Source organism: Aquipseudomonas alcaligenes NBRC 14159 (genome assembly GCF_000467105.1).
Taxonomy (GTDB): Bacteria; Pseudomonadota; Gammaproteobacteria; order Pseudomonadales; family Pseudomonadaceae; genus Aquipseudomonas; species Aquipseudomonas alcaligenes.
On sequence record NZ_BATI01000003.1, the window covers coordinates 94,319 to 114,930 of the forward strand.

A 20,612-nucleotide genomic window follows, 5' to 3' on the forward strand; every position below is an offset into this window, starting at 1 on the left:
CCGCGCATCCTTTATAGTGCAGCCACTCACAGCCCTGGTAGAGCCGATGGAAGACGCCGAACTGCAAGCCCTCTCGCGTAAGCTGGAACTCTTGATTCAGCGCGTCGAGCAGCTCAAGTCGCAGAACCGCGCCCTGCTGGCCAGTGAGAAGGCCTGGCGCGAGGAACGCGCCCATCTGATCGAAAAGAACGAAATGGCCCGGCTCAAGGTCGAAGCGATGATTTCGCGCCTGAAGGCCCTGGAGCAGGACTCATGACCCAGCCGAACACCGTTACCGTACATATCCTCGACAAGGAATACTGCATCGCCTGCCCGGCGGACGAGCGCGCCAACCTGGAGAGCGCGGCCCGCTACCTGGACGGCAAGATGCGCGAGATCCGCTCCGGCGGCAAAGTCATCGGTGCCGACCGCATCGCCGTGATGGCCGCGCTGAACATCACCCACGACCTGCTGCACAAGCAGCAGCGCCTGGACCAGGAAGCCGACTCCACCCGCGCCAAGGTGCGTGACCTGCTGGAGCGCGTCGACGGTGCCCTGGCCGCCGATCCGGATGGTCAATTGCTCTGATGCCAGAGCGGCGCGATGGGGTATACTGCCGACCAGCTCCCTGGAGTGTTGGCCAGTCGGTGATGTCCCTGAGCCGATACGCACAACCACGGGGGTTGCCAGTGGGGCCGGTGTGCATGTCCGCCTGACGGAAAGCCTTAACGCCTCCTGCAATCTCCACCTTGAACTTTCGGGTTCAAGGGCTAACCCGACAGCGGCACGCCCAGGGAGTCCTGATTCTCATGCTTGAAGCCGGCAATCTGTCCCGCCCGGCCCTGCGCCGCCAGCTGCGCCAGGCGCGCCGCAACCTTTCCCCGCAACAGCAGAAACGCGCAGCCCGCGACCTCTATCGCCAACTGGCGCAGCACCCGCTGTTCCGCCGCAGCCGCTATATCGCCCTGTACCTGCCCAACGACGGCGAGATCGACCCGCGCCCACTGCTGCGCGAGGCCCAGCGCCGCGGCAAGGCCACCTACCTGCCGGTACTCAAGCGCTGGCCGCGCACCAAAATGAGCTTCCAGCGCGTGCATCCGCACGAAAGCATGACCCGCAACCGCTTCCGCATTGCCGAGCCGCAGGACCTGCCCGCCCGCCAGCGCAAAGTCTGGACGCTGGACCTGATCCTGCTGCCGCTGGTGGGTTTCGACGAACAGGGCGGGCGCCTGGGCATGGGCGGCGGCTTCTACGACCGCAGCCTGGCCTACCGGCAATTGCGCAAAAATTGGCACAAGCCGACGCTGCTGGGCCTGGCCCATGAATGTCAGAAGGTGGATCACCTGGCGCTGGCCAGCTGGGATGTGCGTCTCGGTGCGGTGGTGACCGACCGGCGCTGGTATTGCTGAGGTCGCCGCGCTCCCTGCGGCAACGTCAACGGTGGGTCATTGCCCCTGGGTAACCGCCGGCGGATTGCCCTGACGATCCCAGAGACCCTGGGTGTAACCTGTGGTAACCATCCCCAGGCTGAACAGAATGACCAGGACCCACAACAGATCTGGCTTGCGTTTCATCGAGTTGCCTCCCCCTTTCGGCACACTGCTTGGCTTTACCGGTGGCGGTGTTGTTATTGGCCGTAAACGGCGGCGCCTAGCCTGAGCCATCGACCCGCAAGAAGCGGTGAAGACCCACACATTTTTTGACGCCATCCGGCAGTCATTGACGGGAACGATTTTCACTCCCGCGCAAAGACCGGCAAACAGGAGCAAAGTTCATGCCTTATTGGCTGATGAAATCGGAACCCGACGAACTGTCCATCCTGCACCTGCAGAAGCTCGGTCGTGCACGCTGGGACGGCGTACGCAACTACCAGGCGCGCAACTTCCTGCGCAGCATGCAGCCAGGCGATCTTTTCTTCTTCTATCACTCCAGCTGCCCGGAGCCGGGCATCGCCGGTATCGCGCGGATCGCCGGGCCGGTCTACCCCGACCCCACCGCCCTCGACCCGCAGAGCCACTACTTCGATGCCAAGGCCAGCACCGAGAAGAATCCCTGGAGCGCACTGGACGTGGAGTTCGTCGAAGCCTTCCCGCGCGTGCTGCCGCTGGCGCGCCTGCGCGACAACCCGGCACTGGCGGAACTGGCCCTGGTGCAGCGCGGCAGCCGGCTGTCGGTGATGCCGGTCAACGAGGCCGAGTGGCAAGCCGTGCTGGCCATGCGTTGAGCCGTTCGCGGCACTGTGCTATCACCAAGGCATAGCCCGCGGAGCCGACGATGCGCGCACAACCCGCCTGGCCGGCGCGTCTGGCCCTGGTTCTCCTTCTGCTGCTGCTGAGTGCGGCCAGCCTGATGATCTGGCGCCAGCTGGAGCAGGACCAGCACGAGCGCCTGGACGAGCGCCTCGACTACCAGGCGCGCAGCCTCGCCCGCCAGCTCGAAGGCACCCTGCATACCGAAGTGGAAGGCCTCGGCCGCATCGCCCGCCTGTGGAACAACCTCGGTCGCCTGAACCGGGAGGACTGGGAAACCGAGGCGGGAGCGGCGCTGACCGACTTTCCCGCCTACCAGTCGGTGCAGTGGGTCGGCGCCGACCTGCAGATGCGCTGGCTTCTGCCTCTGCAGGGCAACGAAGCCGCACGCAACTTCCGCCTCACCGCGGATCACCCCAACTACCCGCTGGCCATGCAGGCCCGGCAGACCGGCGAGCAGCGCTTCTCCAACAGTTTTCCGCTGGTCCAGGGCGGCCGCGGCTTCGTCCTCTACACCCCGCTGTACCTCAGGGATGCGCGGGGCGAGCGGCAATTCGACGGTTTCCTGCAGGGCGTATTTCGCGTCGAGCCGCTGATGGACCAGCTGCTCACCCAGCTCGACAACGACAGCTTCAGCCTGCGCCTGCTGGAAAACGGCCAGAGCCTGTACAGCCGGGAACGCCCCGGAACCCTGAGCAAAAGAGCCATCACGGTACCGCTGCGCCTGCTCAACAACGCCAGCTTCAGCCTGCAGCTGAGCCCCACCGAACACTTGCTGCAGCAGCTGTCCACGCCGCTGCCACAGGTGGTGCTGGGCGGCGGCCTGGCCATCAGCCTGCTGCTGGTGGCGGCTCTCGGCCTGGCCCTGGAGAACGCCCGCCGCGCCGGCGCCATGCAGCAGGCCAATCGCGACCTGCAGGCCGAGGCGGCGCGCCGCGAGGAGACCGAGCGACACCTGCGCGATAGCCGCGAGCGCCTGCAGCTGGTGCTCGACCTGACCGACTCCAGCCGCGACAGCCTGTTCATCTTCGATACCCGCAGCCGCGAGCTGCTGCACATGAACCAGGCCACCTATGCCGACCTCGGCTACCGCCCGGAGCAGTTCGCCCAGCTGCTGCGCGACGAACCGGAAAAGCTGCTGCCCGGCTTTCACAGCTGGCTGGAGCTGGTCCGTCATGCCCAGCAGGACAACCAGTCGCGGATCTTCCAGCGCGAGCTGATCCGCCGCGACGGCAGTCGCCAGCCGGCGGAGATCAACACCCAGCTGGTGCAGCAGGGCGAGCGCGAATACCTGATCGCCGTGTCGCGCGACAACCGCGAGCGCCTGGAACTGGAGGCGCGCCTGCAGCGCCTGTCACAGCTGGACGGGCTGACCGGCCTGTACAACCGGCGTTTCTTCGACCAGCAGCTGCACAGCGAATGGCGGCGCCTGCGCCGCATCGGCGGGCCGCTGGCACTGCTGATGGTGGATATCGACCACTTCAAGGCCTACAACGACAATCTCGGCCACCTGGCCGGCGACGATGCCCTGCGCCAGGTCGCCAGCGTGCTGCAGGACAGCCTGCAGCGCGAGGGCGACGTGGTATGCCGCTATGGCGGCGAGGAGTTCGCCATCATCCTCGCCAACACCGGCCTGGAGGGCGGCGAGCACGTCGCCGCGCGGGTTCACGAGCTGATCGCCGGCCTCGGCATCGCTCACCCGGTCAGCCCCGAAGGCCGCCTGACCCTGAGCATCGGCCTGGCGGTGGCCGACCCGGTGGCCGAGGAGCAACCCGGCGGCCTGGTGGCACGCAGCGACCAGGCGCTATACCGGGCCAAGCATGCCGGACGCAACCGCACTTGCATCTGGAACGCCAACGGCGTGAAGCTTGATCCCCCCGTTTGACCTGCATCAAACCGCGCAGGCGACGAACGGCAGAAAATGGAAGCCTGCTAACCATTGCCCCGAGCGGGGCGCAGAAGGGAAGCCCTGATGATGAACGCGCAACGCCCCCTGCCCTATCTGATCGCCGCCGGCCTCGCCCTGCTGGCGGCGGCCGCCTGGTGGCAGCTGCGCCCGGACGAGCTGGGTGAAGGCTTCGCCAGCGGCAACGGGCGTATCGAAGCCACCGAGGTGGATGTCGCCACCAAGCTGGCCGGGCGCATCGCCAGCATCGCCGTGGACGAGGGCGACTTCGTCCAGCCCGGCCAGTTGCTCGCGCAGATGGACACCCAGGTGCTCGACGCCCAGCTGGCCCAGGCCCGCGCCCAGCTCAAGCAGGCCGAGAATGGCGAAGTCACCGCGGCCAGCCAGATCACCCTGCGCGAGAGCGAGAAACTCGCCGCCGAGGCCGTGGTGCGCCAGCGCCAGGCCGAACTGGAGGCCGCCCGCAAGCGCCACAGCCGCAGTGCCAAGCTGGTCGAGCGCAACGCCATGGCCCAGCAGCAGCTGGACGACGACCTGGCCCGCCTGCAGAGCGCCGAGGCCGCGCTGGCGGCAGCGCGCGCCCAGGTCAGCTCGGCCGCGGCCGGCATCGCCGCCGCGCAGTCGCAGGCGATCGAGGCACAGTCCGCCAGCGAAGCGGCACGCGCCATGGTCGCGCGCCTGCAGGCGGACATCGACGACAGCCAGCTCAAGGCGCCGCGCGCCGGGCGCGTGCAGTACCGCGTGACCCAGCCGGGTGAAGTGCTCGGCGCCGGCGGCAAGGTGCTCAACCTGGTCGACCTCACCGACGTCTACATGACCTTCTTCCTGCCCGAGCGCCAGGCCGGCCGAGTGGCCCTCGGCAGCGAAGTGCGCCTGGTGATCGATGCCGCGCCGCAGTACGTGATTCCGGCCAAGGTCAGCTATGTGGCCAGCGTCGCCCAGTTCACCCCGAAAACCGTGGAAACCGCCAGCGAGCGCGAGAAGCTGATGTTCCGGGTCAAGGCGCGCATCGATCCCGAGCTGCTGAGCAAGCACCTGCAGCAGGTGAAGACCGGCGTGCCCGGCATGGCCTACCTGCGCCTTGATCCCGAGGCCGAGTGGCCGGCACACCTGGCGATCAAGGTTCCGCAATGAACCCGGCGGTCGCCCGCCTCAGCGGCGTCGGCCTGCGCTATGGCGCGACCCGCGCCCTCGAGGCCATCGACCTGGAGCTGCCGGCGCAGCGCATGGTCGGCCTGATCGGCCCGGACGGCGTCGGCAAGTCCAGCCTGCTGGCGCTGATCGCCGGGGCGCGGCAGATTCAGGCCGGCAGCGTCGAGGTACTCGACGGCGATATGGCCGACGCGCGCCACCGCCGCCGCGTCTGCCCGCATATCGCCTACATGCCCCAGGGCCTGGGCAAGAACCTCTACCCCACGCTGTCGGTGTTCGAGAACCTCGACTTCTTCGGCCGCCTGTTCGGCCAGGACGCCGCCGAGCGCGAGCGCCGCATCGACGACCTGCTGCGCAGCACCGGCCTGTCGGCGTTCCGCGAACGCCCGGCGGGCAAGCTGTCCGGCGGCATGAAGCAGAAGCTCGGACTGTGCTGCGCGCTGATCCATGACCCTGACCTGCTGATCCTCGACGAGCCGACCACCGGCGTCGACCCGCTGTCGCGCAACCAGTTCTGGGAGCTGATCGCCCGTATCCGCGCGCAGCGCCCGCAGATGAGCGTGCTGGTGGCCACCGCCTACATGGAGGAGGCCGAGCGCTTCGACCATCTGGTGGCGATGGACGCCGGCCGGGTACTGGCCGAAGGCAGCCCGGCCGAGCTGCGCACGCGTACCGGCTGCGCCAGCCTGGAGCAGGCCTTCATTGCCCTGCTGCCGGATGAGAAACGTCGCGACCACCGCGAGGTAGTGATCCAGCCCCTGCAGGACAACAGCGAGATCGCCATCGAGGCCAAGGGCCTGACCATGCGCTTCGGTGACTTTGTCGCGGTCGACGCGGTGTCGTTCCGCATCCGCCGTGGCGAGATCTTCGGCTTCCTCGGCTCCAACGGCTGCGGCAAGAGCACCACCATGAAGATGCTCACCGGCCTGCTACCCGCTTCCGAAGGCGAAGCCCTGCTGTTCGGCCAGACGGTGGACCCGCGCGACATGGCCACGCGCCGGCGGGTCGGCTACATGTCGCAGGCCTTCTCCCTCTATAGCGAGCTGACGGTAAGGCAGAACCTGGAACTGCACGCCCGCCTGTTCCATGTGCCGGCCGCGCAGATCGACAATCGGGTCGCCGCGATGGCGCGCCGCTTCGATCTCGGCGCGGTCATGGACATGCTCCCCGAGCGCCTTCCGCTGGGCATTCGCCAGCGCCTGTCGCTGGCCGTGGCGGTGATCCACCAGCCGGAGATCCTGATCCTCGACGAGCCCACCTCGGGCGTCGACCCGGTGGCGCGCGACGGCTTCTGGCAGCTGATGCTCGACCTGTCGCGCCAGGACGGCGTGACCATCTTCATCTCCACCCACTTCATGAACGAGGCGCAGCGCTGCGACCGCATCTCGCTGATGCACGCCGGCAAGGTGCTGGACAGCGACACGCCGCAGGGGCTGATGGCCAAGCGCGGGCTGGACAGCCTGGAAGCGACCTTCATCGCCTACCTGCAGGAGGCGGTCGGCGAGCAACCGATGAACACTGCGCCGCCGCTGGAACAGGCGCCGCCCCCGCAGCGCCAGCGCTTCAGCCTGCGCCGCCTGTTCAGCTACGCCCGCCGCGAGGCGCTGGAGCTGCGGCGCGACCCGATCCGCGGCGGCATGGCCCTGCTCGGCACGGTACTGCTGCTGTTTATCATCGGCTACGGCATCAGCCTGGACGTCGAGGACCTGACCTTCGCCGTGCTCGACCGCGACCAGACCACCACCAGCCAGGAGTACCACCGCAACCTCTCCGGCTCGCGCTACTTCCTGGAGAAGCCGGCGCTGCGCGACTACGCCGAGCTGGAACGGCGCCTGCGCAATGGCGACATCAGCCTGGCCGTGGAGATCCCGCCGCACTTCGGCCGCGACCTCAAGCGCGGCGCCAGCCCGCAGATCGGCATGTGGATCGACGGCGCCATGCCGACCCGTGCCGAGACCATCAAGGGCTACGTCGCCGGCCTGCACCAGCACTACCTGGCCGAGCTGGCGCGGCGCTCGCCGCAGCCACTGGCCGCCAGCGCCGCCGGCCTGGAGGTGCGCTACCGCTACAACCCGGACGTGGAGAGCCTCAAGGCCATGGTGCCGGCGGTGATCCCGCTGCTGCTGATGCTGATCCCGGCCATGCTCACGGCCCTCGGCGTGGTGCGCGAGAAGGAGCTGGGTTCGATCATCAACCTCTACGTCACCCCGGTCACGCGCCTGGAATTCCTCATCGGCAAGCAGCTGCCCTACATCGCCCTGGGCCTGTTCAACTGCGCCCTGCTGGTGCTGCTGGCGGTGACGGTGTTCGACGTGCCGCTGAAGGGCAGCGCGTTCACCCTCGGCCTCGGCGCGCTGCTCTACGTCGCCTGCGCCACCGGCCTGGGCCTGCTGATGTCGACCTTCACCAATAGCCAGATCGCCGCCGTGTTCGGCACTGCGATCGCCACGCTGCTACCGGCCATCCAGTTCTCCGGGCTGATCTACCCGGTCGCCTCGCTGGAAGGCTTCGGCGCCCTGGTCGGCCAGTTGTACCCGACCTCGCAATTCCTGGTGATCAGCCGCGGCGTGTTCTCCAAGGCGCTGGAGCTGCGCGACCTGCTCGGCTACTTCGTCGCCCTGGCGCTGACCGTGCCGCTGCTCACCCTGCTCAGCGCCAGCCTGCTGCGCAAACAGGAGGTGTGATGGAACGCCTGGCCAACATCTTCCACCTCGGCATCAAGGAACTGCGCAGCCTGCAGCATGACCTGGCGCTGGTGCTGCTGATCCTCTGGGCCTTCAGCCTGGGCGTGTACTCCTCGGCCACCAGCATGCCGGAGAGCCTGCACAACGCCGCCATCGCCGTGGTCGACGAAGACCAGTCGCAGCTGTCCGAGCGCCTGGTCCAGGCCTTCCAGGCACCCTACTTCCGCACCCCGGAACGCATCGACCTGGGCCAGATGGACCAGGGCATGGACTCCGGGCGCTACACCTTCACCCTCAACATCCCGCCGGACTTCCAGCGCGACGTGCTGGCCGGGCGCAGCCCGGCAATCCAGCTCAACGTCGATGCCACCCAGGTGAGCATGGCCTTCACCGGCGCCGGCTACATCCAGAGCATTGGCGCAAGCGAAGTGGCCGAGTTCGTCCGCCGCTACCGTGGCGACCTGCCGCAGGCGGCGGAGCTGGCGGTGCGCGTGCAGTTCAACCCGAACCTGACGCGCAGCTGGTTCGGTTCGGTGATGGAGGTGATCAACCAGATCACCATGCTGTCGATCATCCTCACCGGCGCCGCGCTGATCCGCGAGCGCGAGCACGGCACCGTGGAGCACCTGCTGGTGATGCCGGTGACGCCGCTGGAGATCATGCTGGCCAAGGTCTGGTCGATGGGCCTGGTGGTGCTGACGGCGGCAGCGCTGTCGCTGCTGCTGGTGGTGCAGGGCTGGTTGCAGGTGCCGATCGAAGGCTCGCTGGCGCTGTTCCTCGGCGGCGCGGCGCTGCACCTGTTCGCCACCACCTCGATGGGCATCTTCTTCGGCACCGTGGCGCGCTCGATGCCGCAGCTGGGCCTGCTGATCATCCTGGTGCTACTGCCGCTACAGATCCTTTCCGGCGGCACCACACCGCGCGAAAGCATGCCGGAGCTGGTGCAGCAGATCATGCTGGCGGCACCGACCACCCACTTTGTCGATCTGGCCCAGGCCATTCTCTACCGCGGCGCCGGGCTCTCCATCGTCTGGCCGCAGCTGCTGGCCATCGCCGGCATCGGCACGCTGTTCTTCATCGCGGCGCTGACGCGCTTTCGCAAGACCCTGGCGCAGATGGCCTAGCCCCGCTGGCGAAGCGTGCCCGCGTTACTGGATGATCAGATTGTTGAATAACAGGTCCTCGACGATGGGCTTGCCCTCTTCCTGGGTGAGCACATCCTGCACCTGCTTCAGCGCTTCCTGGCGCAGCTTCTCCTTCGCCGCCTCGTCGGCCATGCTGGCGTCGCTCTGCTGGGAGAACAGCATCACCAGCTGGTTGCGGATCAGCGGCTCGTGATGCTCGACCTTCTCCTCCGCTTCGGTGCCGGTCACCCGCAGGGCGATATCGGCCTTGTAGAACTTCAGCTTGGGCCCGGCGCCGAAGTTGCCGACCAGGGCCGGTACCAGGCTGTAGTAGGCCACTTTGGGCTCGGCCTTTTCTTCCTCGCCACCGCCGCTGGCCAGGGCGACGCAGGGCAGGAGCAGGGCAAACAGCAGGGCAATGCTTTTCTTCACGGGACATTCCTCGGTGCGAATTGCGCCTAGCATAGCCATAGCCGCCCGCGCGCCCAAGCTTATGGTGTGCCATCAGGTGCGACCATGCTCGTTGACCCACCGGGTGCGCCTCCTACACTGCCGGCAATCACGAACGCGAGGAAAGCGCGATGAAAGCCCTGCTCTGCAAAGCCTTCGGCCCGGCCTCCAGCCTGGTCCTGGAAGACCTGCCCAGCCCGGAACCGAAGAAGAACGAGGTGCTGATCGAGGTACATGCCGCCGGCGTCAACTTCCCCGACACCCTGATCATCGAGGGCAAGTACCAGTTCAAGCCGCCCTTCCCCTTCGCCCCGGGTGGCGAGGCGGCCGGCGTGGTCAAGTCTGTCGGCGAGAAGATCACGCACCTGCGCGCCGGCGACCGGGTCATGGCCCTGACCGGCTGGGGCGGCTTCGCCGAGGAAGTGGCGGTGCCCGGCTACAACGTGCTGCCGGTACCCAAGAGCATGGACCTGACCACCGCCGCCGCCTTCGGCATGACCTACGGCACCTCGATGCATGCGCTGAAGCAGCGCGCCAACCTGCAGCAGGGCGAGACCCTGCTGGTGCTCGGCGCTTCCGGCGGTGTCGGCCTGGCGGCGGTGGAGATCGGCAAGGCCATGGGCGCCAAGGTGATCGCCGCGGCGAGCACTGCCGAGAAGCTGGAAGTGGCGCGCAACGCCGGCGCCGACCACCTGATCAACTACAGCGAGCAGAGCCTGAAGGACGAGGTGAAGAAGCTCACCGGCGGCCAGGGCGTGGATGTGATCTACGATCCGGTGGGTGGCGAACTGTTCGAAGAGGCGTTCCGCTCCATCGCCTGGAACGGCCGCTTCCTGGTGGTCGGCTTCGCCGCCGGCGGCGGCATACCGGCCCTGCCGGCCAACCTGCCACTGCTCAAGGGCGCAGCCCTGGTCGGCGTGTTCTGGGGCGCCTTCGCCCAGCGCCAGCCGCAGGACAACGCCGCCAACTTCCAGCAGCTGTTCGCCTGGCATGCCGAGGGCAAGCTCAAGCCGCTGGTATCGCAGACCTTCCCGCTCGCGCGTGGCGGCGAAGCCATCGACGCGCTGGGCCAGCGCAAGGCGGTGGGCAAGGTGGTGGTGCAGGTGCGCTGATACTCCCTCTCCCTATGGGAGAGGGTGCCCGACAGGGCGGGTGAGGGTGTTCCAGGCGACTCGGAGCGCTCACCCCCGCCCCCTCTCCCGCTGACTCAGCCTATCGGATGAACGAAAAAGCCGCCCTCGGGCGGCTTTCTCGTTGCCGGGCGATCACTCGCGCGGTGCGTAGGCAAACACGTCGGCGCGCATCTGGTGCGGGTCCATGCCCGCCTCCACCAGCGCATCCAGGGTGCCGTAGACCATCGCCGGCGAGCCGCTGGCGTAGACGTGCAGCGCCTTGAGGTCAGGGAAGTCCTCGCACACCGCCTCGTGCAGCAGGCCGCAGCGACCGCCCCAGGCTTCGGCCTCGCTGACCACCCGGTGCAGCTGCAGTCCCGCCTGCCGCTCCCAGTCCTGCCAATGCGGCAGCTGGTAGAAGTCATCGGGATGACGCACACCCCAGTAAAGGTGAACCGGGTGACTGAAGCCCGCGGCGCGGCAGTGCTCGATCAGGCTGTGCATCTGCGCCATGCCGGTGCCGGCGGCGATCAGCACCAGCGGCCCGGCCGGCAGTTCGGCCAGGTGGGTGTCACCGAACGGCATCTGCACCCGCGCCAGGCGGGTGCGGCGCAACTGCGCGATGATCTGCCGGCTGCTGTCCTCGCGGGTCAGGATATGCAGCTCCAGGTCGCGGCCGACGTGCGGCGCGGAGGCCAGGGAGAAGGCCGACCACTCGCCGTCGTCGCGCTGCAGCAGCAGATACTGCCCGGCGTGGTAGCGCGGCGTCTTGCCGGCCGGCGCGCGCAGTACCACCCGGCAGACATCGCCGCCAACCTCGCTCAGCTCCAGCACCTGGCAGCCGAAGGTACGCACCGGCAGTTCGCCGGGGGAGAGCACGCCGTCCCAGTGCAGCACGCAATCTTCCAGCGGCTCGGCCAGGCAGGTGAACAGCTCGCCGTGATCCAGCTCGGCGCCGGCCTGGCGCACCCGGCCCTCGACCAGCAGCGCGGCGCAGATGTGGCAGTTGCCGTTGCGGCAGCTCTGCGGGCAGTCGTAACCGAGGCGCCGGGCACCGTCGAGAATGCGCTCGCCAGCCTGGATCTCGAGCACCGCGCCGGAGGGTTGCAGGGTGACTTTCATCAGTCGATACCGAGGCTCGCCCACAGCTCATCCACGCGCTTGACCACAGCCTCGTCGCGCTCGATCACCCGTCCCCATTCGCGGCTGGTCTCGCCCGGCCACTTGTGGGTGGCGTCCAGGCCCATCTTGCTGCCCAGGCCGGACACCGGCGAGGCGAAGTCGAGGTAGTCGATCGGCGTGTTGTCGATCAGCACCGTGTCGCGCTTGGGGTCCATGCGCGTGGTAATCGCCCAGATCACGTCGTTCCAGTCGCGGGCGTTGATGTCGTCGTCGGTGACGATGACGAACTTGGTGTACATGAACTGGCGCAGGAACGACCACACGCCGAGCATCACCCGCTTGGCATGGCCGGGGTACTGCTTCTTCATGGTCACCACCGCCATGCGGTAGGAGCAGCCTTCCGGCGGCAGGTAGAAGTCGGTGATCTCCGGGAACTGCTTCTGCAGGATCGGCACGAACACCTCGTTCAGCGCCACGCCGAGGATCGCCGGCTCATCCGGTGGTCGTCCGGTATAGGTGCTGTGGTAGATCGGATCGCGCCGACGGGTAATGCGCTCGACGGTGAACACCGGGAAGGTGTCGACCTCGTTGTAGTAGCCGGTGTGGTCGCCGTAGGGCCCTTCCGGCGCGGTCTCGCCCAGATGGATCACGCCTTCGAGGACGATCTCGGCACTGGCCGGCACCTGCAGGTCGGAGCCGATGGCCTTGACCAGCTCGGTGCGATGGCCACGCAGCAAGCCGGCAAAGGCGTACTCGGAGAGGGTGTCCGGCACCGGCGTCACCGCGCCGAGGATGGTCGCCGGATCGGCACCCAGGGCCACGCACACCGGGTAAGGCTTGTCCGGGTGCTTCAGGCACCACTCGCGGAAGTCCAGGGCGCCACCGCGGTGGCTGAGCCAGCGCATGATCACCTTGTTGCGGCCGATCACCTGCTGGCGGTAGATGCCGAGGTTCTGCCGTTCCTTGTTCGGCCCCTTGGTGATGGTCAGGCCCCAGGTGATCAGCGGCGCGGCGTCGCCCGGCCAGCAGTGCTGGATCGGCAACCTGGTCAGATCGACCGCCTCGCCCTCTTCGATCACCTCGTGGCAGGGCGCATCCTTGAGCACCTTGGGCGCCATGCTGATGACCTTCTTGAAGATCGGCAGCTTGCTCCAGGCATCCTTGAGGCCCTTGGGCGGCTCGGGTTCCTTGAGGAAGGCCAGCAGCTTGCCGATCTCGCGCAGCTCGCCGACATCCTCGGCGCCCATGCCCAGCGCCACGCGCTTCGGGGTGCCGAACAGGTTGCCGAGCACCGGCACGGCGAAGCCGGTCGGTTGCTCGAACAGCAGCGCAGGGCCGCCCTTGCGCAGGGTGCGGTCGCAGATTTCGGTCATCTCCAGCACGGGAGAAACCGGGGTCTGGATGCGCTTGAGCTCGCCGCGCTTTTCCAGCTCGCGGATGAAGTCGCGCAGATCGCGGTACTGCATGCTTGGGCCTCACAGGTCGGGGCGCAAAGTTTAGCGCCGAACTCGGTCATTCAGAAGGCCGCAGAAACGCAAAGGCCGGGTTTCCCCGGCCTTTGTGGCAACGTCTGGATTACTTCCGCTTCATCGACAGGAAGAATTCATCGTTGGTCTTGGTCGCCTTCAGCTTGTCGATGAGGAACTCGATGGCGGCGATTTCGTCCATCGGGTGCAGCAGCTTGCGCAGAATCCACATGCGCTGCAGCTCTTCCTCGCCGGTCAGCAGCTCTTCGCGACGGGTGCCCGACTTGTTGATGTTGATGGCCGGGAACACGCGCTTCTCGGCGATGCGGCGGTCCAGCGGCAGCTCCATGTTGCCGGTACCCTTGAACTCCTCGTAGATCACCTCGTCCATCTTCGAGCCGGTCTCAACCAGCGCGGTGGCGATGATGGTCAGCGAGCCGCCTTCCTCGATGTTACGGGCGGCGCCGAAGAAGCGCTTGGGCTTCTCCAGGGCGTGGGCGTCGACACCACCGGTGAGTACCTTTCCGGAGCTCGGGATCACGGTGTTGTAGGCACGCGCCAGGCGGGTGATGGAGTCGAGCAGGATGACCACGTCCTTCTTGTGCTCGACCAGGCGCTTGGCCTTCTCGATCACCATCTCGGCAACCTGCACGTGGCGGGTCGGCGGCTCGTCGAAGGTCGAGGCGACCACTTCGCCGCGCACGGTGCGCTGCATCTCGGTCACTTCTTCCGGGCGCTCGTCGATCAGCAGGACGATCAGGTAGCACTCGGGGTTGTTGCGGGTGATGTTGGCCGCGATGTTCTGCAGCATGATGGTCTTGCCCGCTTTCGGCGGGGCGACGATCAGGCCGCGCTGGCCCTTGCCGATCGGCGCGCAGAGGTCGATCACGCGGCCGGTGATGTCCTCGGTGGAGCCGTTACCGGCTTCCATGACCAGGCGCTTGGTCGGGAACAGCGGCGTCAGGTTCTCGAACAGAATCTTGTTCTTGGCATTTTCCGGGCGGTCGAAGTTGATCGTGTCGACCTTGAGCAGGGCGAAGTAACGCTCGCCTTCTTTCGGCGGGCGGATCTTGCCGACGATGGTGTCACCGGTACGCAGGTTGAAGCGGCGGATCTGGCTGGGCGAGACGTAGATGTCGTCCGGGCCGGCCAGGTAGGAGGAGTCCGCGCTGCGCAGGAAGCCGAAGCCGTCCTGGAGAATCTCCAGCACGCCGTCGCCGGAGATCTCTTCGCCGCTTTTCGCGTGCTTCTTGAGCAGGGCGAAGATGATGTCCTGCTTGCGCGAACGGGCCATGTTTTCCAGACCAGCCTGGTCGGCCATGTCCAGCAGTTCGGCAATCGGCTTTTGCTTGAGTTCGGTCAGATTCATAGGAATGACATGATTATGAGGAAGGGAAGGAAAGCACTGGGCTTTACAGGCCGCGCCGCGGAGAAGGCGACTGGATCGCTCGATATTATCGGGGAGGGTGCGTCGGCGACGGCTTGAGGGGCAACGGGGAACCCGCTGCAGGCCCGAATGTAACACCGGGTTTGGCGCGACGTCCAGCCTGCGCCCAGAAAAAAGCCCCGCACTGTGCGGGGCTTTTCGCATGACGCCTTAGATGTTGGCGTCGAGGAAGGCCGCCAGCTGCGACTTGGACAGGGCGCCGACCTTGGTGGCCTCGACATTGCCGTTCTTGAACAGCATCAGGGTCGGGATGCCACGCACGCCGTACTTCGGCGGGGTTTCCTGGTTCTCGTCGATGTTCAGCTTGCAGACCTTCAGCTTGCCGGCATAGGTCTGGGCAATCTCGTCCAGTACCGGGGCGATCATCTTGCACGGGCCGCACCACTCGGCCCAGTAGTCGACCAGAACCGGGCCATCGGCCTTGATCACGTCGGCTTCGAAGCTGGCATCGCTGACGTTGGTGATGAAGTCGCTCATGTACAGTCTCCGTGACTCGGAAGCAAAAAGTGGCGCCATCATAGCCCGCATCCGCCCATGCTGAAAGCCGCTGGCCATTGAGCTTGACTATCAATGCTTTTGATAGTGCCGATGAAAGACTACGGCAACCCGGCCATCGCCGGTTAACATGCAACCATTGAGGTGGCCGCTCGAGCAGCGAGAGGGCCGATGTTTTGCCAAGGGACCCGATTGCATGCCCACTACCGCCAAACAGTTCCCCCTGATCGCCGCCATCGACCTGGGCTCCAACAGCTTCCACATGGTGCTCGCCAAGGCCGACCACGGCGAGATCCGCATCCTCGAGCGGCTCGGTGAGAAGGTCCAGCTGGCCGCCGGCCTGGATGAAGAACGCCAGCTCAGCGAGGAGGCCATGCAGCGCGGCCTGGACTGCCTGCGTCGTTTTGGCCAGCTGATCCAGGGCCTGCCGCAGGGTGCCGTGCGCATCGTCGGCACCAACGCCCTGCGCGAGGCGCGCAACCGCGCCGAGTTCATCCGTCGCGCCAACGAGCTGCTGGGCCACCAGGTGGAAGTCATCTCCGGCCGCGAAGAGGCGCGCCTGATCTACCTGGGCGTGTCGCACAGCATCGCCGACACCCCCGGCAAGCGCCTGGTCGTCGACATCGGCGGCGGCAGCACCGAGTTCATCGTCGGCCAGCGCTTCGAGCCACTGCTGCGCGAGAGCCTGCAGATGGGCTGCGTCAGCTACACCCAGCGCTACTTCCGTGACGGCAAGATCACCCCGGCGCGCTATGCCCAGGCCTACACCGCCGCACGCCTGGAGCTGATGAGCATCGAACAGGGCCTGCAGCGCCTGGGCTGGCAGGAATCGGTCGGCGCCTCCGGGACCATTCGCGCCGTGGGCCTGGCGATCAAGGCCGGCGGCCTGGGCAATGGCGAGATCAACCCCGAGGGCCTGGCCTGGCTGAAGCGCAAGGTGTTCAAGCTGGGCGAGGTGGACAAGCTGGAGATCGACGGCATCAAGCCCGACCGTCGGCAGATCTTCCCGGCCGGCCTGGCCATCGCCGAGGCCATCTTCGACGCCCTCGACCTGCAGCGCATGGATCATTCCGAAGGCGCGCTGCGCGAGGGTGTGCTCTACGACCTGCTCGGCCGCCACCACCACGAGGACGTGCGCGAGCGCACCCTGGGCGCACTGATGGAGCGCTACCACGTCGACCTGCAGCAGGCCGCGCGAGTCGAGGCCAAGGCCTTGCAGGCCCTGGAAAAGGTCGCCGAGGCCTGGCAGCTGGACCAGGACTGGCACAGCGACCTGCTGCAGTGGGGCGCGCGGGTCCACGAGATCGGTCTGGACATCGCCCACTACCAGTACCACAAGCATGGAGCCTACCTGATCGAGCACTCGGACCTGTCCGGCTTCTCCCGCCGCGACCAGCTGATGCTGGCCCTGCTGGTGCGCGGCCACCGCCGCAATATCCCCAAGGACCGCTTCGCCGAGTTCGGCGACGACGGTGTGCAGCTGCTGCGCCTGTGCGTGCTGCTGCGCTTCGCCATCCTCTTCCACCACATCCGCGGCACCCAGGAAATGCCCAAGGTGCAGCTCAAGGCCGGTCCGCAGAGCCTCGACCTGACCTTCCCGGAAGGCTGGCTGGCCGCCAACCCGCTGACCCAGGCCGACTTCGAGCAGGAAGCCGAGTGGCTGACCCGCATCAATTTCGTGCTGACCGTGCGCTGAACAGAACGCGGGCATGAAAAAGGGAGGCCGAGGCCTCCCTTTTTCGTTGCAGCGAAACGCCCTTAGAACAGGACGCGGCTGCGGATGGTGCCGGTGACGTGCTGCAGCTTCTCCAGCGCCAGGTCAGAGTATTCCTTGTCCACGTCGATCACCACGTAGCCGACCTTGTCGTTGGTCTGCAGGAACTGGCCGGAGATGTTGATGCCGTTGTCGGCGAACACCTTGTTGATCTCGCTCATCACGCCCGGCACGTTCTGGTGGATGTGCAGCAGGCGATGCTTGCCCGGGTGCGCCGGCAGGGCGACTTCCGGGAAGTTCACGGAAGACACCGAAGTACCGTTGTCGCTGTACTTGACCAGTTTCTCGGCCACTTCCAGGCCGATGTTGGCCTGGGCTTCGGCGGTGGAGCCGCCGATGTGCGGGGTCAGGATCACGCGATCCAGGCCGCGCAGCGGGCTTTCGAACTCTTCATCGTTGGACTTCGGCTCGACCGGGAACACGTCGATGGCGGCGCCGATCAGGTGCTCGTCCTTGATCGCGGCGGCCAGGTGGTCCAGCTCGACCACGGTGCCACGGGCGGCGTTGATCAGGATGCCGCCCTTCTTCATGGCGCGGATTTCCTTCTCGCCGATCATCCACTGGGTGGACGGCAGCTCCGGCACGTGCAGCGACACGATGTCGCACAGGCCCAGCAGCTCGTGCAGGTTGCCGATCTGCGTGGCGTTACCCAGCGGCAGCTTGGTCACGGTGTCGTAGAAGAACACCTGCATGCCCAGCGCTTCGGCCAGTACCGACAGCTGGGTGCCGATCGAGCCGTAGCCGACGATGCCGAGCTTCTTGCCGCGGATCTCGAAGGAGTTGGCCGCCGACTTGATCCAGCCACCGCGGTGGCAGGAGGCGTTCTTTTCCGGAATGCCGCGCAGCAGCAGGATGGCCTCGGCCAGCACCAGTTCGGCCACCGAGCGGGTATTGGAATAGGGCGCGTTGAACACGGCAATACCGCGCTCGCGGGCAGCGTTCAGGTCGACCTGGTTGGTGCCGATGCAGAAGCAGCCGACGGCGACCAGCTTCTTGGCGCAGTCGAACACCTCGGCGGTCAGCTGGGTACGCGAACGGATGCCAACGAAGTGGGCATCGGCGATCTTGGCCTTCAGCTCTTCGTCGGACAGGGCGCCCTTGAGGTACTCGATGTTGGTGTAGCCAGCGGCCTTCAGGGTGTCGACGGCGTTCTGGTGCACGCCTTCCAGCAGAAGGAACTTGATCTTGCTCTTGTCGAGAGAGGTCTTGCTCATCGGAGTACCTGTGGTCCCACAAAAAGTGTCAGGAAATCGGCCATGGCCGACCCCGCGGATCGGCTCGGGGGCACGATTGACGGGGTGCGTATGCTACCATATGCACCCCGCGAAACGCCCACCCCTGACCGATGAAGCGTTCTCAGGGTGACCATGAATCGTTTGAGAGTTCCCAGATGACCAATCCTGCCCTGATCGACGAGCTGAAGACCCTGGTGGAGCCCGGCAAGGTGCTGACCGATGCCGATTCTCTCAACGCCTACGGCAAGGATTGGACCAAGCACTTCGCCCCGGCACCGACCGCCATCGTCTTCCCCAAGACCATCGAGCAGGTGCAGGCCATCGTGCGCTGGGCCAACCAGCACAAGATCGCCCTGGTGCCCTCCGGCGGCCGCACCGGCTTGTCCGCCGCTGCCGTGGCGGCCAACGGCGAGGTGGTGGTGGCCTTCGACTACATGAACCAGATCCTCGCCTTCAACGAGTACGACCGCACCGTGGTCTGCCAGCCGGGCGTGGTGACCAAGCAGCTGCAGCAATACGCCGAGGATCAGGGCCTGTACTACCCGGTGGACTTCGCCTCCTCGGGCTCCAGCCAGCTGGGCGGTAACATCGGCACCAATGCCGGCGGCATCAAGGTGATCCGCTACGGCATGACCCGCAACTGGGTGGCCGGCCTCAAGGTGGTCACCGGTACCGGCGAGCTACTGGAGCTGAACCGCGACCTGATCAAGAACGCCACCGGCTATGACATGCGCCAGCTGTTTATCGGCGCCGAAGGCACCCTGGGCTTCGTTGTGGAAGCCACCATGCGCCTGGAGCGCGCGCCGAAGAACCTCACCGCCATGGTCCTCGGCACCCCGGACTTCGACTCGATCATGCCGGTACTGCACGCCTTCCAGGGCAAGCTGGACCTGACCGCCTTCGAGTTCTTCTCCGACAAGGCCCTGGCCAAGATCCTGGCACGTGGCGACGTGCCGCCGGCCTTCGACACCGACTGCCCGTTCTACGCCCTGCTGGAGTTCGAGGCGAGCACCGAGGAAGTGGCCAACCAGGCCCTGGAGACCTTCGAGTACTGCGTCGAGCAGGGCTGGGTGCTGGACGGCGTGATGAGCCAGAGCCAGCAGCAGCTGGAGAACCTGTGGAAGCTGCGCGAGTACATCTCCGAGACCATCAGCCACTGGACCCCGTACAAGAACGACATCTCGGTCACCGTCGGCCAGGTGCCGGCCTTCCTGCATGACATCGACCGTATCGTCGGCGACAACTACCCGGACTTCGAGGTGATCTGGTTCGGCCATATCGGCGACGGCAACCTGCACTTGAACATCCTCAAGCCGGAGAACCTGTCCAAGGACGAGTTCTTCACCAAGTGCGCCATCGTCAATAAGTGGGTGTTCGAGACCGTGCAGAAGTACAACGGCTCGATCAGCGCCGAGCACGGCGTGGGCATGACCAAGCGCGACTACCTGCACTACAGCCGCTCAGAGGCCGAGATCGGCTACATGAAGGCAATCAAAGCGGTGTTCGACCCGAACGGCATCATGAATCCGGGCAAGATCTTCCCGCTCTGAGTCTTAGCTCCCCTCTCCCCTTGGGAGAGGGGCCGGGGTGAGGGATTCCCAGGCCATTCCGAGCCGCCTGCGGCACCCTCACCCCAACCCTCTCCCAGAGGGAGAGGGAGCCCGTATCCCATCCGAGGAGTGTGGCCCATGAGCTACCAGCACCAGTACATCGACGGCACGCCGATCCACTTCCCGCTGGGCAAGGTGGTCTGCGTCGGGCGCAACTATGCCGAGCACGCCGCCGAGCTGAACAACCCGATCCCGACCGAGCCGCTGCTGTTCATCAAGCCCGGCAGCTGCACCGTGCCGATGGATGATGGCTTCGTCATTCCGCAGGAACGCGGCGCCGTGCACTTCGAGGCAGAAATTGCCGTACTGATCGGCAAGCCGCTGTCGAAGAAGCCGAGCGAAGAGGAAGTGCGCGACGCCATCTCCGGCTACGCCCCGGCCCTGGACCTGACCCTGCGCGACGTGCAGGCCAAGCTCAAGGAGAAGGGCCTGCCCTGGGAACTGGCCAAGAGCTTCGACGGTGCCTATGTACTGGCCCCCTTCGTCGCCGCGGACGCGGTGGAAGACGTGCGCGACATCGGCATCCGCCTGAGCATCGACGGCCAGTTGCGCCAGGACGGCAACAGCCGCGACATGCTCAACCCGATCATCCCGCTGATCCAGCACATCGCCGGCCACTTCAGCCTGCAGCCGGGCGACGTGGTGTCCACCGGCACCCCGGCCGGAGTCGGCCCGCTGACCAGCGGCGAGCAGCTGGAAATCGAACTGGTCGGCCTCAGCCGCTTCAGCACTCGCGTGCTCTGAGCGCGCGGGCGCTCTTCACAGAACTTTCACTCGCCATCCGTAGTCTGAGAGGCTCGAATTCTC

General features: G+C 66.4%; 19 protein-coding genes and 1 other RNA gene. 13 read left to right on the top strand and 7 right to left on the bottom strand.

Annotation, left to right across the window (positions count from 1 at the left end; all coding sequences use genetic code 11):
- Positions 1 to 46 precede the first annotated feature (46 nt).
- The 4 genes from PA6_RS01295 (at position 47) to PA6_RS01305 (ending at position 1,388) form a co-directional block, all read left to right on the top strand.
- Positions 47 to 256 carry a TIGR02449 family protein gene (locus PA6_RS01295; protein ID WP_021699050.1) on the top strand — a complete coding sequence of 70 codons (210 nt, stop codon included), beginning with the start codon at positions 47 to 49 and terminating at the stop codon, positions 254 to 256.
- Complete coding sequence (locus PA6_RS01300) at positions 253 to 567, top strand: cell division protein ZapA (RefSeq protein ID WP_021699051.1); 315 nt, start codon at positions 253 to 255, stop codon at positions 565 to 567. The genes PA6_RS01295 and PA6_RS01300 overlap by 4 nt, the downstream gene beginning before the upstream one ends.
- A 34-nt stretch (positions 568 to 601) precedes the next feature.
- Positions 602 to 780: non-coding RNA, 6S RNA (gene ssrS, locus PA6_RS22620), on the top strand.
- 8 nt (positions 781 to 788) lie between these two features.
- The gene (locus PA6_RS01305) at positions 789 to 1,388 is read left to right on the top strand and encodes a 5-formyltetrahydrofolate cyclo-ligase (RefSeq protein ID WP_021699052.1); all 600 of its coding nucleotides are present in this window, start codon (positions 789 to 791) and stop codon (positions 1,386 to 1,388) included.
- Positions 1,389 to 1,424: 36 nt separating this feature from the next.
- Here the strand turns inward: PA6_RS01305 and PA6_RS24130 are convergent, their stop codons facing one another.
- Positions 1,425 to 1,553 carry a hypothetical protein gene (locus PA6_RS24130; RefSeq protein WP_255209901.1) on the bottom strand — a complete coding sequence of 43 codons (129 nt, stop codon included), beginning with the start codon at positions 1,551 to 1,553 and terminating at the stop codon, positions 1,425 to 1,427.
- A 200-nt stretch (positions 1,554 to 1,753) separates the two neighbouring features.
- Here PA6_RS24130 and PA6_RS01310 point away from each other — a divergent pair, with 200 nt between their 5' ends.
- The 5 genes from PA6_RS01310 (at position 1,754) to PA6_RS01330 (ending at position 9,094) form a co-directional block, all read left to right on the top strand.
- Complete coding sequence (locus PA6_RS01310; RefSeq protein ID WP_021699053.1) at positions 1,754 to 2,203, top strand: EVE domain-containing protein; 450 nt, start codon at positions 1,754 to 1,756, stop codon at positions 2,201 to 2,203.
- 50 nt (positions 2,204 to 2,253) lie between these two features.
- On the top strand, positions 2,254 to 4,113 hold the full coding sequence (locus PA6_RS01315; RefSeq protein ID WP_021699054.1) for a sensor domain-containing diguanylate cyclase: 1,860 nt from the start codon (positions 2,254 to 2,256) through the stop codon (positions 4,111 to 4,113).
- A gap of 90 nt (positions 4,114 to 4,203) precedes the next feature.
- Complete coding sequence (locus PA6_RS01320) at positions 4,204 to 5,268, top strand: HlyD family secretion protein (protein ID WP_043216140.1); 1,065 nt, start codon at positions 4,204 to 4,206, stop codon at positions 5,266 to 5,268.
- Positions 5,265 to 7,970 (top strand): ribosome-associated ATPase/putative transporter RbbA, encoded by a 2,706-nt coding sequence (gene rbbA, locus PA6_RS01325; protein WP_021699056.1) that lies wholly within the window; start codon positions 5,265 to 5,267, stop codon positions 7,968 to 7,970. Before PA6_RS01320 ends, rbbA begins: the two co-directional genes overlap by 4 nt.
- On the top strand, positions 7,970 to 9,094 hold the full coding sequence (locus PA6_RS01330; RefSeq protein WP_021699057.1) for an ABC transporter permease: 1,125 nt from the start codon (positions 7,970 to 7,972) through the stop codon (positions 9,092 to 9,094). Before rbbA ends, PA6_RS01330 begins: the two co-directional genes overlap by 1 nt.
- A gap of 24 nt (positions 9,095 to 9,118) precedes the next feature.
- On the opposite strand, the gene PA6_RS01335 is transcribed toward PA6_RS01330, so the two are convergent.
- A complete protein-coding gene (locus PA6_RS01335; RefSeq protein WP_021699058.1) occupies positions 9,119 to 9,526 on the bottom strand; it encodes a flagellar basal body-associated protein FliL in 408 nt (135 codons plus the stop codon).
- A 149-nt stretch (positions 9,527 to 9,675) separates the two neighbouring features.
- On the opposite strand from PA6_RS01335, the gene PA6_RS01340 reads away from it, so the two are divergent.
- Positions 9,676 to 10,656, top strand: coding sequence for an NADPH:quinone oxidoreductase family protein (locus tag PA6_RS01340; RefSeq protein ID WP_021699059.1), 981 nt, complete (start codon positions 9,676 to 9,678; stop codon positions 10,654 to 10,656).
- A gap of 153 nt (positions 10,657 to 10,809) precedes the next feature.
- Here PA6_RS01340 and PA6_RS01345 read toward each other — a convergent pair whose 3' ends face one another.
- From PA6_RS01345 to trxA, 4 genes are all read right to left on the bottom strand, one after another.
- Entirely contained in the window at positions 10,810 to 11,778 is a 969-nt protein-coding gene (locus PA6_RS01345; protein WP_021699060.1) for a CDP-6-deoxy-delta-3,4-glucoseen reductase, read from the bottom strand.
- Positions 11,778 to 13,244 carry a 4-hydroxy-3-polyprenylbenzoate decarboxylase gene (gene ubiD / locus PA6_RS01350; RefSeq protein ID WP_021699061.1) on the bottom strand — a complete coding sequence of 489 codons (1,467 nt, stop codon included), beginning with the start codon at positions 13,242 to 13,244 and terminating at the stop codon, positions 11,778 to 11,780. The genes PA6_RS01345 and ubiD overlap by 1 nt, the downstream gene beginning before the upstream one ends.
- 109 nt (positions 13,245 to 13,353) lie before the next feature.
- A complete protein-coding gene (gene rho / locus PA6_RS01355; protein ID WP_021699062.1) occupies positions 13,354 to 14,613 on the bottom strand; it encodes a transcription termination factor Rho in 1,260 nt (419 codons plus the stop codon).
- Positions 14,614 to 14,841: 228 nt separating this feature from the next.
- The gene (gene trxA, locus PA6_RS01360) at positions 14,842 to 15,168 is read right to left on the bottom strand and encodes a thioredoxin TrxA (RefSeq protein WP_021699063.1); all 327 of its coding nucleotides are present in this window, start codon (positions 15,166 to 15,168) and stop codon (positions 14,842 to 14,844) included.
- 214 nt (positions 15,169 to 15,382) lie between these two features.
- Between trxA and ppx the strand changes: the two genes are divergently transcribed.
- Complete coding sequence (ppx, locus tag PA6_RS01365; RefSeq protein ID WP_021699064.1) at positions 15,383 to 16,882, top strand: exopolyphosphatase; 1,500 nt, start codon at positions 15,383 to 15,385, stop codon at positions 16,880 to 16,882.
- 62 nt (positions 16,883 to 16,944) lie between these two features.
- On the opposite strand, the gene serA is transcribed toward ppx, so the two are convergent.
- A complete protein-coding gene (gene serA, locus PA6_RS01370; RefSeq protein ID WP_021699065.1) occupies positions 16,945 to 18,174 on the bottom strand; it encodes a phosphoglycerate dehydrogenase in 1,230 nt (409 codons plus the stop codon).
- 176 nt (positions 18,175 to 18,350) lie between these two features.
- Between serA and PA6_RS01375 the strand changes: the two genes are divergently transcribed.
- Both PA6_RS01375 and PA6_RS01380 read left to right on the top strand, forming a co-directional pair.
- Positions 18,351 to 19,745 carry an FAD-binding oxidoreductase gene (locus PA6_RS01375; protein WP_021699066.1) on the top strand — a complete coding sequence of 465 codons (1,395 nt, stop codon included), beginning with the start codon at positions 18,351 to 18,353 and terminating at the stop codon, positions 19,743 to 19,745.
- A gap of 138 nt (positions 19,746 to 19,883) precedes the next feature.
- A complete protein-coding gene (locus PA6_RS01380) occupies positions 19,884 to 20,549 on the top strand; it encodes a fumarylacetoacetate hydrolase family protein (RefSeq protein WP_021699067.1) in 666 nt (221 codons plus the stop codon).
- The last annotated feature ends 63 nt before the right edge of the window (positions 20,550 to 20,612 follow it).

Excerpts from the sequence above, each read along its gene's own strand:
- PA6_RS01295 (WP_021699050.1), top strand. The coding sequence starts at position 47 with ATGGAAGACGCCGAACTGCAAGCCCTCTCGCGTAAGCTGGAACTCTTG.
- PA6_RS01300 (WP_021699051.1), top strand. The coding sequence starts at position 253 with ATGACCCAGCCGAACACCGTTACCGTACATATCCTCGACAAGGAATAC.
- PA6_RS01305 (WP_021699052.1), top strand. The coding sequence starts at position 789 with ATGCTTGAAGCCGGCAATCTGTCCCGCCCGGCCCTGCGCCGCCAGCTG.
- PA6_RS24130 (WP_255209901.1), bottom strand. The coding sequence starts at position 1,553 with ATGAAACGCAAGCCAGATCTGTTGTGGGTCCTGGTCATTCTGTTCAGC.
- PA6_RS01310 (WP_021699053.1), top strand. The coding sequence starts at position 1,754 with ATGCCTTATTGGCTGATGAAATCGGAACCCGACGAACTGTCCATCCTG.
- PA6_RS01315 (WP_021699054.1), top strand. The coding sequence starts at position 2,254 with ATGCGCGCACAACCCGCCTGGCCGGCGCGTCTGGCCCTGGTTCTCCTT.
- PA6_RS01320 (WP_043216140.1), top strand. The coding sequence starts at position 4,204 with ATGAACGCGCAACGCCCCCTGCCCTATCTGATCGCCGCCGGCCTCGCC.
- rbbA (WP_021699056.1), top strand. The coding sequence starts at position 5,265 with ATGAACCCGGCGGTCGCCCGCCTCAGCGGCGTCGGCCTGCGCTATGGC.
- PA6_RS01330 (WP_021699057.1), top strand. The coding sequence starts at position 7,970 with ATGGAACGCCTGGCCAACATCTTCCACCTCGGCATCAAGGAACTGCGC.
- PA6_RS01340 (WP_021699059.1), top strand. The coding sequence starts at position 9,676 with ATGAAAGCCCTGCTCTGCAAAGCCTTCGGCCCGGCCTCCAGCCTGGTC.
- PA6_RS01345 (WP_021699060.1), bottom strand. The coding sequence starts at position 11,778 with ATGAAAGTCACCCTGCAACCCTCCGGCGCGGTGCTCGAGATCCAGGCT.
- ubiD (WP_021699061.1), bottom strand. The coding sequence starts at position 13,244 with ATGCAGTACCGCGATCTGCGCGACTTCATCCGCGAGCTGGAAAAGCGC.
- rho (WP_021699062.1), bottom strand. The coding sequence starts at position 14,613 with ATGAATCTGACCGAACTCAAGCAAAAGCCGATTGCCGAACTGCTGGAC.
- trxA (WP_021699063.1), bottom strand. The coding sequence starts at position 15,168 with ATGAGCGACTTCATCACCAACGTCAGCGATGCCAGCTTCGAAGCCGAC.
- ppx (WP_021699064.1), top strand. The coding sequence starts at position 15,383 with ATGCCCACTACCGCCAAACAGTTCCCCCTGATCGCCGCCATCGACCTG.
- serA (WP_021699065.1), bottom strand. The coding sequence starts at position 18,174 with ATGAGCAAGACCTCTCTCGACAAGAGCAAGATCAAGTTCCTTCTGCTG.
- PA6_RS01375 (WP_021699066.1), top strand. The coding sequence starts at position 18,351 with ATGACCAATCCTGCCCTGATCGACGAGCTGAAGACCCTGGTGGAGCCC.
- PA6_RS01380 (WP_021699067.1), top strand. The coding sequence starts at position 19,884 with ATGAGCTACCAGCACCAGTACATCGACGGCACGCCGATCCACTTCCCG.